The organism is Pseudomonas sp. NPDC088444 (genome assembly GCF_044900175.1).
In the GTDB taxonomy this organism is placed as follows: domain Bacteria; phylum Pseudomonadota; class Gammaproteobacteria; order Pseudomonadales; family Pseudomonadaceae; genus Aquipseudomonas.
In genome coordinates this window covers 54,732-69,631 of record NZ_JBJDNK010000006.1, presented here as the reverse complement: position 1 = coordinate 69,631, position 14,900 = coordinate 54,732, and the positions used below count along the sequence as shown (strand labels likewise).

The 14,900-nt window shown below is 59.1% G+C and carries 11 protein-coding genes; 6 read left to right on the top strand and 5 right to left on the bottom strand.

Annotated elements, in window-relative coordinates; translation table 11 throughout:
- Window positions 1–272: 272 nt before the first annotated feature.
- A complete protein-coding gene (locus ACI2KB_RS13235; protein ID WP_404635688.1) occupies window positions 273–1,004 on the top strand; it encodes a substrate-binding periplasmic protein in 732 nt (243 codons plus the stop codon).
- A 173-nt stretch (window positions 1,005–1,177) separates the two neighbouring features.
- On the opposite strand, the gene ACI2KB_RS13230 is transcribed toward ACI2KB_RS13235, so the two are convergent.
- From ACI2KB_RS13230 to gpmI, 4 genes are all read right to left on the bottom strand, one after another.
- Window positions 1,178–1,978, bottom strand: a complete 801-nt coding sequence (locus tag ACI2KB_RS13230; protein WP_404635142.1) for a divergent polysaccharide deacetylase family protein — start codon at window positions 1,976–1,978, stop codon at window positions 1,178–1,180.
- Between the two features lies 1 nt (window position 1,979).
- Complete coding sequence (locus ACI2KB_RS13225; RefSeq protein ID WP_404635140.1) at window positions 1,980–3,311, bottom strand: S41 family peptidase; 1,332 nt, start codon at window positions 3,309–3,311, stop codon at window positions 1,980–1,982.
- A gap of 30 nt (window positions 3,312–3,341) precedes the next feature.
- Window positions 3,342–4,652, bottom strand: a complete 1,311-nt coding sequence (locus ACI2KB_RS13220) for a murein hydrolase activator EnvC family protein (protein WP_404635138.1) — start codon at window positions 4,650–4,652, stop codon at window positions 3,342–3,344.
- A 141-nt stretch (window positions 4,653–4,793) separates the two neighbouring features.
- Window positions 4,794–6,341 carry a 2,3-bisphosphoglycerate-independent phosphoglycerate mutase gene (gpmI, locus tag ACI2KB_RS13215; RefSeq protein WP_404635136.1) on the bottom strand — a complete coding sequence of 516 codons (1,548 nt, stop codon included), beginning with the start codon at window positions 6,339–6,341 and terminating at the stop codon, window positions 4,794–4,796.
- Between the two features lie 151 nt (window positions 6,342–6,492).
- Here gpmI and ACI2KB_RS13210 point away from each other — a divergent pair, with 151 nt between their 5' ends.
- Genes ACI2KB_RS13210 through secB form a run of 3 tightly spaced genes read left to right on the top strand, consistent with a single transcriptional unit; the run spans window position 6,493 to window position 7,694 of the window.
- Window positions 6,493–6,906 carry a rhodanese-like domain-containing protein gene (locus ACI2KB_RS13210; protein WP_404635686.1) on the top strand — a complete coding sequence of 138 codons (414 nt, stop codon included), beginning with the start codon at window positions 6,493–6,495 and terminating at the stop codon, window positions 6,904–6,906.
- A gap of 1 nt (window position 6,907) precedes the next feature.
- A complete protein-coding gene (grxC, locus tag ACI2KB_RS13205) occupies window positions 6,908–7,162 on the top strand; it encodes a glutaredoxin 3 (RefSeq protein ID WP_062379408.1) in 255 nt (84 codons plus the stop codon).
- Between the two features lie 46 nt (window positions 7,163–7,208).
- On the top strand, window positions 7,209–7,694 hold the full coding sequence (gene secB / locus ACI2KB_RS13200; protein WP_404635134.1) for a protein-export chaperone SecB: 486 nt from the start codon (window positions 7,209–7,211) through the stop codon (window positions 7,692–7,694).
- Between the two features lie 181 nt (window positions 7,695–7,875).
- Here secB and trmL read toward each other — a convergent pair whose 3' ends face one another.
- Window positions 7,876–8,331 carry a tRNA (uridine(34)/cytosine(34)/5-carboxymethylaminomethyluridine(34)-2'-O)-methyltransferase TrmL gene (trmL, locus tag ACI2KB_RS13195; RefSeq protein WP_404635132.1) on the bottom strand — a complete coding sequence of 152 codons (456 nt, stop codon included), beginning with the start codon at window positions 8,329–8,331 and terminating at the stop codon, window positions 7,876–7,878.
- On the opposite strand from trmL, the gene ACI2KB_RS13190 reads away from it, so the two are divergent.
- Window positions 8,330–8,773 (top strand): hypothetical protein, encoded by a 444-nt coding sequence (locus tag ACI2KB_RS13190; RefSeq protein WP_404635130.1) that lies wholly within the window; start codon window positions 8,330–8,332, stop codon window positions 8,771–8,773. The genes trmL and ACI2KB_RS13190 overlap by 2 nt on opposite strands.
- A 463-nt stretch (window positions 8,774–9,236) precedes the next feature.
- Window positions 9,237–14,867, top strand: a complete 5,631-nt coding sequence (locus ACI2KB_RS13185) for a dermonecrotic toxin domain-containing protein (protein ID WP_404635128.1) — start codon at window positions 9,237–9,239, stop codon at window positions 14,865–14,867.
- The last annotated feature ends 33 nt before the right edge of the window (window positions 14,868–14,900 follow it).

The following is a 14,900-nucleotide window of genomic DNA, read 5'->3' as shown; positions in this document are numbered from 1 at the left end:
TGGGCTGCTGTTCGATGTTGCATCTGGGTACCTGTCCTTAAAGTGATGGCTCCGCTCACGACGTAAGCGGTCAGTGAAGTCATCAATTAGTCAGACAAACGCTGCTCAGGGCGCATACATATGTATTGCGCGCTCGAAAAAGTACGCGATGCAACGAAGACTCTGGACAACGGCATTTGGGGTCCGCACTCTGTCCACAGCCATGGATAAGGAAGGGCCATATGCTTAAACCTGCTGCGTGTTTTCTCGCACTGTTCGTTTTGATGCCGAGTATGGGGACGTATGCAGATGAACCGGTTGTCGGTACTGATGAAGACAAACGGACAGACTATTCAGTGGTGCTGCTAACCGAGAATTTCCCGCCTTACAACATGGCGATCGATGGCAAGAACTTCGCCCAGGAAAGCAACATCCAGGGCATCGCCGTCGAGATCGTGCGTGAAACCTTCAAACGCGCCGGTATCGGCTACAACATGACCCTGCGCTTCCCGTGGGACCGCATCTACAAACTGGCATTGGAGAAGCCTGGTTACGGCGTGTTCGTGACCGCGCGTTTGCCCGAGCGCGAGAAGTTGTTCAAGTGGGTCGGCCCCATTGGGCCGGACGACTGGATCATGCTGGCGAAGGCCGACAGCCCGATACAATTGAACAACCTGGAAGAGGCTCGGCAATACAGGATCGGCGCCTACAAGGGTGACGCCATCGCCGAAGAGCTGGGGCGTCAGGGCATGAGCCCGATTACTGTGCTCAGCGACAAGGACAATGCCAGGAAGCTCGTTGAAGGTCAGATCGACCTTTGGGCGACGGGTGACCCTGCGGGGCGTTATCTGGCGCGGCAGGAAGGCGTAACGGGTCTCAAGACGGTGCTGCGCTTCAACAGCGCCGAGTTGTTTCTGGCGCTGAACAAAGACACGCCGGATGAGGTGGTGCAGAGGCTACAAACAGCGCTGGATCAACTGCGCAAGGAAGGGCTGGTCGACAGCATTCTCGGGAAGTATCTCTGACTGCCGCACGCTTCTGCCCGGAGGGCGTAGGAGCGAGCTTGCCCGCGATCTGCTGCGTAGCAGCAGTACACCCTGCGAATGCGGTGCATCAGGCACAACTGCGGCGTTTGGTTTCGCTGCCGCTTCGCGGCAGATCGCGGGCAAGCCTCGCTCCTACAGGGGGGCTGTGTTGCTCAGCGATAAACCCCATTCTTTCCATGCCCACCCATGGCCTGATTGCCGCGCAGCCCGATCATGTGACGCAGTTCGATCCATTCGATGCCTTGGGCTTTGAGCTTGGGCAACTCACGCTCCAGCACCTCCATGGTCACCGGGTACGGGTGGCCGATCATCACGGCCGAACCCTGCTTGTGGGCCAGCTTGATCGCTGCCTGAAACTGGCCGTTGATGGCCTCGGCGGTGCGTTCGTCGTCCAGAAATACGTCCCGCGAAAGGCTGGCGAGGCCAATCTTCTGCGCTTCGGCAGCGGCGACGGTCTTGGCGCTGGTGCGGCTGTCGACGAAGAAGAGATGACGGCGTTGCAGCTCGCCCACCAGCCACGCCATGGCGACCGGCTCGGCGGTCATGCGGCTGCCTTCATGATTGTTGATGCCCGCCGCATAAGGAACCTTCATCAGCGCGGCATTGAGGCGCGATTCCAGCTCGGTCAGCGGCAAGTCAGGCCGCCAGGCATAAGGCCCGGTCGCCGGGTCCATCGGCATGTGCAGCATGACGGTCTTGCCCGCCTTGTGGGCCTGACGGGCGAAGTCGGTGGCGTGGCGCGTGTCGGGCATGATCGCCAACGTGACCGGGCCGGGAAGGGCCAGCGCGCGGCTGTCCTTCTCGGGGCTTTGGCCGAGATCGTCGATGATCAGGCTGATGTAGGCGACCTTCGGCGACTTGCCGTCGGCATCTGCAGCGTCAGCGGGTGCCGCGTGGGCAGCACCCGTGATCATGGCTAAGGCCCAGACGAGCCCGGTCAACCAAAAGCGCATATCAATTGCCGCGAGTGACACTCAATCCCTTGAGCAGGCTGAGGGCCTGGTTCAACTGGTAATCGTCGTCCTGCGGACGCGCCTTGCCAGCCTTGGCCTTTGTGGTTGGTTTGTCCGCGCCGCCGTTGCCGTTGCCCAGGTGGCCGAGCAGGTCGGCCTCTTTGTAGTTCTCGCCATCGGCCTCGGTGGTCACCTTGGCGCGTTTGACTTCGATATCCGGGTTGATGCCCTGCGCCTGAATAGAGCGGCCATTCGGCGTGAAGTACAACGCCGTGGTGATCTTCAGTGCGCGGTCATTGGCCAGCGGCAGCACGGTCTGCACCGAGCCTTTGCCGAAGGTGTCGGTGCCCATCAGGATGCCGCGTTTCTGGTCCTGCAAGGCACCGGCAACGATCTCGGACGCCGAGGCGCTGCCGCCGTTGATCAGCACCACCAGTGGCGCGCCTTCGCTGGCGTCAGCCGGGTCTGCCGAGAAGCGCAGTTCGGAGTTGGCGATGCGGCCCTTGGTGTAGACGATCAGGCCTTTGGTCAGGAAATGGTCAGCCACTTCGACCGCCGCCTGCAACACACCGCCCGGGTTGTTGCGCAGGTCGAGGATCAGGCCGTTCATCTTCTTGCCGTTGTCCTTGCGCAGCTTGGCTAAAGCCTTGCCGACTTCTTCACCGGTCTTGACCTGGAACTGGGTAATGCGGATGTAGCCGTAGCCCGGCTCCAGCATCTGGGCTTTCACGCTCTTGACCTGAATGGTCGCGCGGGCCAGCGTCACGTCGAACGGATTGCCGCCATCGCGGACCAGCGTGAGGGTGATTTTTTCACCGATCTTGCCGCGCATCTTGTCGACGGCTTCCTGCATGGTCTGGCCTTGGGTCGGCGCGCCGTTGATCTTGACGATCAGGTCGCCCGCTTCGATGCCCGCCTTGGAGGCCGGGGTGTCGTCGATAGGGGAGACCACTTTGATGAAGCCGTCTTCGACGCCCACTTCAATGCCCAGGCCGCCGAACTCGCCGCTGGTGCTCTCCTGCAGCTCCTGGAAGTCTTCCGGGCCGAGGTAGGCAGAGTGAGGGTCAAGGTTGCTGAGCATGCCCTTGATGGCATTTTCCAGCAGGGTTTTATCGTCCACTGGCTCGACGTAGGCGGCCTTGATCCGGTCCATCACCTCGGCAAAGGTACGCAGCTCGTCAAGCGGCAGTGGTGCCTTGAGGTTCGCGGCGTTGGCTGGCGCGGAGGCAGCAGGCGCGGCGGCCGGAGCGGCACCGGCTGCGAAAGCCTGTGGAGCGCCGATAACCACGGCGATAGTCAGGGCCAGCGAGGTGAGGCGGGACGAAAACAGCATGTCTTACGAACTCCTGAGTGAGATGTCGACTTATCCTTGAGAGCGACACCATTGGGCCGGATCACTAGGGCGACCCTGCTGACGAATAGCGAAATACAGTGCCGGAGTGTCCTGACCGCCACCACTGTTACCCACAGTCGCGATCGCTTCCCCGGCTTTTACAACGTCCCCAGCTTCCTTCAACAGACTCTGGTTGTGGCCATACAGGCTCAAATAACCGTTTCCATGGTCGAGAATGACCAGAAGGCCTGCGCCGCGCAACCAGTCGGCGAACACCACGCGACCACCATGCACAGCGTGTACCTGACTGCCCGCCGACGCGCTGATCATCACGCCATCCCACTTGGTCCGGTCGTCATCGCCACGGGTTTCACCGAAACGCGCCAACAATCGACCATCGACAGGCCAAGGAAGTTTTCCCTTTGCTTGCTCAAAAGGTCCGCCATACGACTGACCTGCGCTGGAAACCAGTGCACCGGGGGCTTTCGCAGGGCGGCGTGGGGCTTCATCGCTGTCATCCTTGCCGCGGTTTTTCGCCAGTGCTTCCTGCTCGCGCTGACGCTTCTCGGCTTCCTGCTGGGCCAGCAAGGCTTTCTGACGCGCTTCTTCTGCTTCCCGAGCCTGACGGGCGAGGGTTTCTTCGATGGTCTTCAGGACTTTAGTCAGGTCTGCCTGATCCTGCTGGCGCGCCTGTAGTTTCTGGTCACGAGCCTTGTAGTCCTGATTCAGTTTGGCCAGTGCGACCTGGCGCTCCTGGCGCACCGTTTCGAGTTGGGCCTTCTGGTCATCCAGCGAGCTTTTCTGAACCAGCAATTGGGCTTGTTGCAGGTCGATATCTTTTTCGACTTCGGCCAGCTGGCGCAGGGTTTCGTTGAAATTGCGCAACTGCGTCAGGCGGGCCTGACTCAGATAATCGTAATAGGTGAGGGTGCGGGCGAATTTTTCGGGGTTCTGCTGGTTGAGCAGCAGTTTGAGGTATTCCTGGCGGCCATTCTGGTAGGCGGCGCGGGCCTGAATCGCAATCAGGCGTTGCTGTTCAACGCGTGCGCTTTGGAGTTTTTTTTTCTCATCATCGAGCCGTTGTAGCTCGGTTTCGCTCTTTTTTAGTTCTTTTTGCAGGGCCTCCACCTGCTTTTCCAGCTTGCCCATTTCGGTTTCAGTGGAGCGCAGGTCTTTCTGTACGCCGGATTTTTCTTCCTGAAGCTGGCTCAGCGCCTTTTTCAGTTCAGTGATGTCCTGACGCGTGGCATCCAGCTGTTTTTGGGTTTGTGCGCGCTCATCGTCGGCAAACGCCGGATTGAGCAGACAAATCAAAGCAAGGGCGATCAGGGCGCGAAGCATGGGGTTGGGCAATACCGGGAGTGAGGACGGGCTTAGTATGCCCGCCGAAGGCGGCAAAAAAAACGCTCTGAGGGCGCTGCTTTCAGACATTTCATACAAATAACCGGCCTGTCGCAGACGGACAGGCCGGTTTGAAGCGGTTTACTTGGCGACCAGAATCGACGTGCCGGTCATCTCTTTCGGGATTTCCAGGCCCAACAGGGTCAGCATGGTCGGCGCCACGTCCGCCAGCACGCCGCCTTCGCGGACTTTCAGGTCACGCTTGCCGACGTACACGAACGGCACAGGCTCAGTGGTGTGCGCAGTGTGCGGCTGGTGGGTGTGCTCGTCGGTCATTTGCTCGACGTTGCCGTGGTCGGCGGTGATCAGCGCTTCGCCGCCCACTTTTTCCAGCGCTTCGGTAATGCGGCCCACGCACACGTCCAGGCACTCAACGGCCTTGACCGCCGCTTCCATGATGCCGCTGTGGCCGACCATGTCGCCGTTGGCGTAGTTGACGATGATCACGTCGTAACGCTGGTTTTCGATAGCATCGACGATCTTGTCGGTGACTTCCGGTGCGCTCATTTCGGGTTGCAGGTCGTAGGTCGCGACTTTCGGGGACGGAATCAGAATGCGCTCTTCGCCTTCGAACGGTTCTTCACGGCCACCGGAGAAGAAGAAGGTCACGTGGGCGTACTTCTCGGTCTCGGCGATGCGCAGTTGAGTCTTGCCGTTTTTGGCCAGGTATTCGCCCAGCACGTTCTCAAGGCTGCCCTTGGTGAATGCCGCAGGTGCTGGAATGGAGGCGGCGTATTCGGTCAACCCGACGTAGCCGGCCAGTTTCGGCTGGCGAGTGCGGGCGAAATCCTTGAAGTCGTCTTCGACGAACACGCGAGACAGCTCGCGGGCGCGGTCAGCGCGGAAGTTCATGAAGACCACGGCGTCGCCGTCTTCGACCTTGGCCAGCTCACCGATGCGGGTGGCTTTGACGAATTCGTCGTTCTCGCCACGCTCGTAGGCGGCGTCCAGACCCGCTTTCGGCGTTGCTGCCTGAAATTCAGCGGTGCCGTCGACGATCAGGTTGTAGGCCGCTTCGACGCGGTCCCAGCGGTTGTCGCGGTCCATGGCGAAGTAGCGGCCAATGATCGTGGCGGTACGACCTTTGCCCAGACGACCGTAGGCCGCTTCCATGGTGTCGAGGTAGTTGTGCGCGCTGCGTGGCGGTGTGTCGCGGCCATCGAGGAAGGCATGCACGTAGATTTTCTCGGCGCCGCGTTTGACGGCCAGTTCGACCATCGCCACCAGGTGGTCTTCATGGCTGTGCACGCCGCCATCGGACAGCAGGCCCATGATGTGCACGGCCTTGCCAGCACCCACCGCCTTGTCCACAGCGGCGCAAATGACCGGGTTCTCGAAGAACTCGCCGTCGCGGATCGCTTTGGTCACGCGGGTGAAATCCTGATACACCACGCGCCCGGCGCCCAGGTTCATGTGACCAACTTCGGAGTTGCCCATCTGACCGTCTGGCAGGCCGACATCCATCCCGGAACCGGAGATCAAGCCGTTGGGCATGGTCTTGTACAGGCGATCGAAAGTCGGCGTCTTCTTGTTCGCGGTCGCTTCGTAGACCGCGTTGCCGTCGTGGCTGTCGCTGTGACCGAAGCCGTCCAGGATGATCAGAACCAGAGGTTTAGGCGTGGTAGTCATGAATCCCACTCTTGGCTAATAGGTGAAGTAGAAAAAAGATCGACATATTAAGGTGAAGTTCAAACGGCGTCACTGTGACCGCCGTACGGGCTTTGGCCGACCTTGGGGGCTGTGTATACTGGCCGACATTTTAACGCCCTGGAACCCGATGATGGTTGAACACCTGATTGCTTTTGCCACGAACCACTATTTGATCTCTGGCGCTTTTGTCATCCTGCTGGCGCTGTTGATCGCGACAGAACTGAACAAGGGCGGCAAGAGCTTGAGCACCGGTGAGCTGACTGCGCTGGTCAACCGCGACGAAGCGGTGGTGATCGACGTGCGCGCCAAGAAAGAGTACGCCACTGGCCACATCGTCGGGGCCCTGAATTTCCCTCAAGATAAAGTCATGACTCGCACGTCCGAGCTTGAGAAGTACAAGTCCAAGACGCTGATCATCGTTGACGCGGCTGGCCAGCACGCAGGCCATGTGGCCCGTGAACTGCTCAAGGCCGGTTTCAACGCCGCCAAGCTGTCGGGCGGTGTGTCCTCGTGGAAAGCCGACAACCTGCCGCTGGTGAAGTGACATGGCCGAAGTCGTCGTCTACTCCAGCGATTATTGCCCTTACTGCTCGCGTGCCAAATACCTGCTCGAAAGCAAGAACGTCGACTTCGAGGAGATCAAGGTCGACGGCAAGCCACAGATTCGCGCTGAAATGACAAAAAAGGCCGGGCGCACCTCGGTGCCGCAGATCTGGATCGGTTCGGTCCATGTCGGTGGTTGCGACGATCTATTCGCGCTGGAGCGCGCCGGCAAGCTCGACGCACTGTTGAGCGCCTGAATTCGAACCCTACACGACAAGACCTCAAGAGTAAGAAGGATCTGAGATGACTGATCAAACGAATAACGGCGCCACTTCCAACGAAGAAGCTCCACAATTCTCCCTGCAACGCATCTACGTGCGTGACCTGTCGTTCGAAGCGCCGAAAAGCCCGGCGATCTTCCGTCAGGAGTGGACCCCAAGCGTCAGCCTGGATCTGAACACCCGTCAGAAGCAACTGGAAGGCGACTTCTACGAAGTCGTGCTGACCCTGTCAGTCGAAGTGAAGAACGGCGACGAAATCGCCTTCATCGCTGAAGTTCAGCAAGCCGGTATCTTCCTGATCAAAGGTCTGGACGCGGCTTCGATGAGCCACACCTTGGGCGCGTTCTGCCCGAACCTGCTGTTCCCGTACGCTCGCGAGACCATCGACAGCCTGGTAGTACGCGGTTCGTTCCCGGCGCTGATGCTGGCCCCGGTGAATTTCGACGCCCTGTACGCGCAAGAGCTGCAACGCATGCAGGAAGCGGGCGAGACCCCGACCGTTCAGTAAGCGTTGCTGGCTGAATGAAAAAGCGCCTGTGATGGGCGCTTTTTTTATGGGGCTGACCGGGATTACTTTTGTGGGAGCCGGCTTGCTGGCGAATGCGGTTTGTCTGTAACAGAGATGTTGACTGACACACTGCTTTCGCCAGCAAGCCGGCTCCCACAATGATCGGTGTGCCGGCTTCAGACTATTTAAACCCGAGCTGCCGCCAGCCTTCATACACCGCAACAGCCACGGTATTGGACAGGTTCAAACTGCGGCAGCCTTCGCGCATCGGCAGACGCAGGCGTTGATCGCTATTCAGCGGGTCGAGCACTTCGGGTGGCAAGCCGCGGCTTTCCGGGCCGAAGAGAAACGCGTCACCCTCCTGAAAGGCCACATCGTGAAAGGGTTTGGAACCCTTTGTGGTAAAAGCGAACAGGCGCGGATGGCCGATTCTTTCCAGGCAACTGGCCAGGTCGGCGTGGCGGTGCAACGTGGCGTACTCGTGATAGTCGAGTCCCGCACGGCGCAGGCGTTTGTCATCCAGCTCAAAACCCAGCGGCTCGATGAGATGCAACTGACAGCCACTGTTGGCGCAGAGCCTGATGATGTTGCCGGTATTCGGCGGAATTTCTGGTTGAAAAAGGATCACGTGAAACATGCACGGCTCCGAACGTAAGGACGGGATGCATTCTACCCTTGAAGAAGACCCGAGACCGAAGCTGTGGCGGCGGTTTTTGGGGTCTATCGCGATTTTTGGCGTGATGGTCGGACTGATGATCGGGCGACTGACCGCGCCAGATCCTGTTGAACTGCTGAGCATCGAAGTGCTGCCTGATGGCGTAGCGGTCTGGTTCAACCGCGAGCCGCAACTGCATGGCGAAATGATCGATGGCGCCGTGGCGTTGCTGTTCAACGCTCAGGGTTCGGCACAACGAGGCGCACTCAAGCTCATCAATGGCCGAGACGTACGCTGGAGAGTTCAAAAGAGTGATAAGGGATTGTTGCTGAACCTACTGGCGACCCGTCCCTTGCACGGCGATTGGCACGGTGCAATTCAGGACGGGCGCTGGAGACTGGAGGTCAGTCTCCGAGAGGAATAAAAGAGGGGAATCCCCGGCCTGCCTGTACCAAGGTCCCCAAAACTGGTGGATGATTAACCTATTGCAGAGCGCGTGCCAGTTTTGAGTTGTCGTCGGAAAAAGAATGAAATTTCCCGTTTAGCCCCTGTAATCGGGGGCATTGCGGGTACGTGTACGATGACCCCAGTGCTTCATCAACAAATCTGCCTCCAACAAGCCCCTCGCCACTCGGGGCGCCTTGCACGCTATCCGTGCATTTTTGGGGGCTGGACACCAAAGTGAGGCATCCGACGCCTCTTCCCGAGGGCGAATCTTCGTGTAGCAGATCCCCTCGCGAGCGGGTGGTATCTATATGGTTTTTATATTCTGATTTTTGAACGAAGTCGCCGGATCGATCCGGTGCTGGTATCGGCTATTTGAGCTTTTTATGGTGAGCGTTCTGAATAAGCTCGGAAGGCCATTTAAGGTTTCAAGGCTGTATTTCATGGCATCACGTATTGATTCACCCCCCGGTAGCAACACGCCTGCTCAGCAGAACAGGCATTTCGAAACCATCAAACGCAAGATCCCGCAGTGGCTGGTGAATGCATCTCCCGAGCTGCGTCGAGCGACCCGTCAGGCGGGTAGTACGCAACTCTCTTGGTTCGACCAGGCCCGCCAGTCGATGCCCGATGTCGTAAAAGCGTTGCGACAGGATCATGAGTCTCATCGTTTCATTGAGCAGTCACTCAGACCGGCACTGGCAGCGCTGCCGCCGCTCGAAGCCTTTGCCGAGCCGCTCTTGGTGGCGGCCATTAAAGAACGGTTCGGTCTCGATGTGGATGTGCGCAAAACGCTCCTGTTTCACGCCCGCCGTGCTCACGTCGACCAGTCATTTGCCGCAGCTTCTCGCGACCCGTTGGTCGAGGTTCAGAAATCGCTCAAGGCGGCGACTCAACCCTTGCTGAGCGCAGCCCTGCAAAACTTCGAATCATGGGAGTCGGAAGCGGGCGGGATGGACCTGGATTCGCGCCGCAAGGCAGTGATCTATGTTGACGCTTCGGCGTCCGGCGGTATGGCTGCAGAAACACCACTGGCGATTGCCCCTGAGGCGTTCGCAGCCTTGTGTCGTGAGTTGGACCTGGGCGGCCAGTATCAAAAGATGATTGCAGCGTTCCTCAACCCGCCTTCCAGACCTGACGATGCGCCAGATGCGGCCAGTTTCACTCGCCAAGGGTCGCTCAAGCGTGTCGAACAATCGGCTTTCAGGATTCAGGCGCATCTAGCGTACATGCAGCAGCGCATCAGTGAAGACCTCTACAACGTCTTGCTGGAGGCTGCCCGCAACGGATCTTCTCCTCAGGTAAGCGGCCGAGCGGTCAGTTGTCAGTTTCTTCGACTGTGGGGTGTCGAACTGACGGGGATCGTGGTCATTGGCATGGCGCGTGACAGTGCACAACAAGTGGAACGTGTCGCCGTCTACATTCCGGGTGACCCGGTGTGCCCGCTCATGGAGTACGCGTCTACCACGGCGTTTACCCACGCCTTGCGTGACCGGATGTTGCAGAAAGGGTATCTGGCGTTTTTCCAGAGCCTAGTGCCTGCACGTCATCGCGCACGGTTATTTGCGAAGTTAGACGAGTGCCTGCGCCCCAAGGTCTGGAACACGGACATGGGCTGGTATGAACAGCGGTTCGACGAAAACGTGAAGCTGCATCTGCGCGAAAGCTCGCTGAGCGGAGGACTGCTCACCGCCATCACACGACAGAAAGCCAACGTGCTCAAGGACGACGCTCTGTTTCATGCCGTGCCTACGGCTGAAGAGGATCAGAAAACCTTTGCCGAGCGCGTGCAGTATTTCGAAAGCCTGACGCTGCAGGCGCTCAATGTTGTGGGGTTTGTCGTGCCCGCGGTGGGTGCTGTGATGATGGCGGTCGCCGCTGCTCAACTGGGCGTGGAGGTGTTCGAAGGCGCTGAGAGTTGGACGCGCGGTGAATGGGCTCAAGGTTGGGGCTATCTGATGGATGTGGCTGAGAACGTGGCGTTAATGGCGGCGCTCGGTGCGGCACACGCGGTAGGTACGCCAGCGGTTGAAACCATCCCGGTGGAAGCCCCGTCGTTCATCGAGGAACTGGACGAGGTGGAGTTGCGCGACGGAGGCTCGCGCTTGTGGAAGCCCGATCTCGGCCCCTTTGCCCACGACACGGTTCTACCTGCCAGTCTCAAGCCAGATGAGTTCGGACTGTATCGCTATCAAGGTAAATCCTGGCTGGCGATAGAGAACAAGGTTTATTCGGTCATACAAACCTCACCGGACGCTCCGTTCCGGATCGAACACCCCACGAATGTCAGTAGCTATCAGCCGGTATTGCGCAACAACGGGGCAGGTGCCTGGTTGCATCCGGCTGACCGACCCAGGGAATGGGAAGGCCTGAAGCTGTTTCGACGCCTGGGTCACGACGTCGCAGAATTTTCCGATACCGTGGCACAGCGTATTTTGTGGGTCAGCGATACCCGCGAGGCAGTGCTGCGTCGCACGCTGGCCGAAAGCGAACGCCCTCCCGCGTTGCTTGAGGATACGATTCAGCGATTTGCGCTGGACCAGACGATTCAGCGCGAAGCTCAGGGTTCAACGTCAGCGGCAGAGAACGCGGTGACGTTCCAAACGCGCTATCAAGGGATGTTGCGAAGTCGAGAGCCCCATGCGGTGACGATTACTCATCGCTACCCCGATCTGCCTGCAACAGTTGCCGATGAACTGGTGCGCGGTGCGTCGCCGTCGGAGGTCGAGGCGTTGGGCCAAAGACGTGTGCCGTTGCGCATCGCCGAAGAGGTCCGCGTCTATCAACAGCAAATCAGGCTGGCGCGGGCCTATGAGGGGATTTATCTGGAATCGGTGAGCAGTCCGGATACCGCTGTATTGATTCTGCACACAATGGAAACCTTGCCCGGGTGGTCTGCTCGACTGCGTTTGGAACTTCGTCAGAACGGGTTTGCCAGCGCATTGATCGATGCTGTCGGTCCCGCAGACGCGGAGATTCGCAAGGTGTTGGTCATGCGCTCAGACGGCTTTCAGCCTTATGACGCCCAAGGGTTGGAATTACATGGCCGCGATAACCTTTATTCCACGATCTTGCATGCCTTGCCCGATGCAGAACGTGCGGCGCTGGGTTTTCCGGGCACATGGGACGGACCGAAGCTCAAAGTGGCCATTCAGGGCGCGGCCCCGTTGCCCAGGCAAACGCTACGCAGCCTTCTGAAGATGCAGCCTTCGAAGCCGGGGGCAAAATCCCCGATGCGATTGGCCGATGGTCGTCTGGCGTACCCATTGAGCGGTGCGGGCGCCCTGCAGGGGTTCATCGCACGCGACACACTGCTGGACCTGATCGGTGCCATCGGGATGTTGCACGTCGAGGCTACTGCCGAGCAGATGCTGGCTGCGCTGGAGCACTCCGGAATGACCCGTCAGCAGATTCATGCGCGGCTGATTCAAGTCCTCGAAGAACGCAACATAATGGATCGTCATATGAATGCATGGGGTGATGCCTCGGCGGCGATTCCCGACCTGGAATCGCGACTCGCCAGCCGCGCGGCCATCCACGATGCCATCTGGTGCCATTGGGCAGAGAACACGTTGCCCGAGGTTTTTCCTCGTGGTTCGGCGTTACGCCTGGAGCACGTTGTGCTTGGCGACTTTCCCACGACACTTCCCGATTTCTTTTTTCAGCGGGTGACCCGCCTGGAACTGATGGATGTCGCTATCGACAGACGGGGCGCCGGGGCGCAGAGGTTCTTTGTGGACCGTACAGCTCAGCGGGCCGAGCTGGAGCAGTTTATCGCGCAATTCCCGCGCGTTAACGAGCTCGACATGGATCGCTCCGACTCGACGATACTGCTGGCTGAGCCGTTGGTCTACCAGCTACCCGATTTGGTCGCACGTCGCTTGCCCGCGCTACGTAACTTGCGTCTGGCCAATCAGGGTATTTCGATCGGCACTCTGGAGGTCGCTTCGTTCCGAGTCCTTGAACAACTGGAGTCTCTGGATTTGAGTGGGAACTGGATCAGCGTTCTGCCGCCTTCCAATCTGCTCAGTTTGTCCGTGCGCCAACTGAATCTGGACAACATCGGACTGGATCACTGGCCTGCATGGCTGGAAGGGCTGTCGTCCAGCTCCATCACTGAGCTGTCTTTACGCAACAACCGCATTGTCGAGGTGCCTTGGGACGTTCTCGACAATCAGACACCCGCCACTCAGCCAACGGCTATTTCGCTGCACGGCAACCCGCTGTCTCGGCTGACGTTGATGCGGATTCGTCTGAACGAGCAGCCGGCCAGCCGGTTTCGTTTCAATCTGGACATGCCTGCGCATCTGAGCGCCTATCTTGCATTGCTGAGAAGCGAGAGAACGCAACTGCGAGAGGCAGTCGCTCAATGGGCAGAAACTTCCGGTTCAGCTCGACCCATGAGTGAGGCGACTATTGCGGCGCGCCGGGCCATTGGTCAGACAATTCTGGAATTTTGGCGTTTGTACAGCGAGGGGCAGACGTTTGTGGTCCTGACTCTGGAACGTGTCGCCCTGGACGACTTTCCACCTCGCTTGCCTGCGTTTTTTTATACCTGTGTGCGCCATCTGCATCTGATCGAGGTGCGCGCGCAGGCGGCCCAGTTGAACCGATTCCTCGCGAGTTTCCCGCAACTGACAGGTCTGGAGTTGATCGGGCAACCCCAGCCGCACTATGAACTGTCTTCGGTTCTGCAGAACCTGCCTCGCGTTGCCAGCCTGAGCCTGCGAAATCAGGGGCGACTCATCGATCAGCACGCGATCGCAGCGCTCGGAAGGCTGCCTCGCCTGGACACGCTGGATTTGAGTGGCAACCGGTTGGGTATCATTTCTGACGTATCCAGCTTGCGACCTCACTTGCTCTGGCTGTCGATGGAGAATATGGGGCTGGATCAATGGCCTGCTTGGGTGGACGACTTGCTCCCGCTCGAAGGGCTGGTGCTGGATGACAATCAGTTGACCGATCTGCCGGAATACATCCTGGAGAACCCGCGTAACTATCGGGCACAGACTGAAATCGGGTTGCGACGAAATCCGTTGAGTCATGAGACGATGCGCCGGGCTTATCTCTCGGAACGTCATAACGGTTCCTACAGCTTCGTGATGGAACTGCCTGACGACATTGTGCAACTGGCACCGGAGCACCCGGATTCGGATTCGGATATCGATGATTATCTGTCGGATTCGGTGGTCACGGTAGAAAGCCCTGCGACTCCGGCCCAGGTCGACGACTGGCTGCTGGGATCGGTAGATGAGAACGCGGCACACAAGGCGCTTTGGCAGCGCCTGGAGGCGCGCAACGACGCTAATAACCTCATGGCGCTGATCGGAAGGCTGACCCAATCGGCTCCCTATCGCTCGGAGCAGACCCGTGTCGGGTTTTCCGAGCGGGTATGGCACGTGCTGGACGCGGCGGATCAGAACGAGACCAGCCGCCAGTTATACAACGGCATCGCCGAGGGGGCTTTGGTGCAGGCCGATACAGGTTCGCAAACATGCCACGACGGTGCCTGGCTGGTGTTCAACCAGATAGAAATCCAGATGTTCATCGATCAGTCTCTGACCGATGTCCCGCCCGAGTCACGAGGGCAGTCCTTGTATCGACTGACCCGACGCCTCTACCGGCTGCATGAGCTTGATGCAATTGCCCGGGAGCAAGCACAAGGCCGTGATGAGGCTGAGGTACGTCTGGCGTATCGCTTGCGATGGTCGACTGAGCTGGACCTGCCGTTACCGCCCAGCGGCATGTTGTATCAGGTGCACGCGAGCATTCGTCCCTCCGAGCTTGAAACCGCGCTGGCCAGGGTGCAGAAGGGCGAACATGGCGAGCCGTTCATGAATTACGCCGCCCACCGGGATTTCTGGATCGAGTATTTGCGTGAGGTGCACGCAGAGCGCTTCACGGCGATCAAACAGGACTATCTGGCGCGGGTGACGGCGTTGCCGGATCGATTCCCCGACAAGACGATCGAGGAGTTGGGTGATCGATTTGCAGCGCTGAAGCAAGAGTTCGAAGCGCAGGAGCTGAACCTGATTCGTGAATTGACCTATCGGGAGAGCTTCGATCAGGCCTGATTCGCGCACTCCGACGTCTGCTGACCGGCCTCA

Coding starts and splice junctions, on each gene's coding strand:
- ACI2KB_RS13235 (WP_404635688.1), top strand. CDS start 273: ATGGGGACGTATGCAGATGAACCGGTTGTCGGTACTGATGAAGACAAA.
- ACI2KB_RS13230 (WP_404635142.1), bottom strand. CDS start 1,978: ATGCGCTTTTGGTTGACCGGGCTCGTCTGGGCCTTAGCCATGATCACG.
- ACI2KB_RS13225 (WP_404635140.1), bottom strand. CDS start 3,311: ATGCTGTTTTCGTCCCGCCTCACCTCGCTGGCCCTGACTATCGCCGTG.
- ACI2KB_RS13220 (WP_404635138.1), bottom strand. CDS start 4,652: ATGCTTCGCGCCCTGATCGCCCTTGCTTTGATTTGTCTGCTCAATCCG.
- gpmI (WP_404635136.1), bottom strand. CDS start 6,341: ATGACTACCACGCCTAAACCTCTGGTTCTGATCATCCTGGACGGCTTC.
- ACI2KB_RS13210 (WP_404635686.1), top strand. CDS start 6,493: ATGGTTGAACACCTGATTGCTTTTGCCACGAACCACTATTTGATCTCT.
- grxC (WP_062379408.1), top strand. CDS start 6,908: ATGGCCGAAGTCGTCGTCTACTCCAGCGATTATTGCCCTTACTGCTCG.
- secB (WP_404635134.1), top strand. CDS start 7,209: ATGACTGATCAAACGAATAACGGCGCCACTTCCAACGAAGAAGCTCCA.
- ACI2KB_RS13190 (WP_404635130.1), top strand. CDS start 8,330: ATGCACGGCTCCGAACGTAAGGACGGGATGCATTCTACCCTTGAAGAA.
- trmL (WP_404635132.1), bottom strand. CDS start 8,331: ATGTTTCACGTGATCCTTTTTCAACCAGAAATTCCGCCGAATACCGGC.
- ACI2KB_RS13185 (WP_404635128.1), top strand. CDS start 9,237: ATGGCATCACGTATTGATTCACCCCCCGGTAGCAACACGCCTGCTCAG.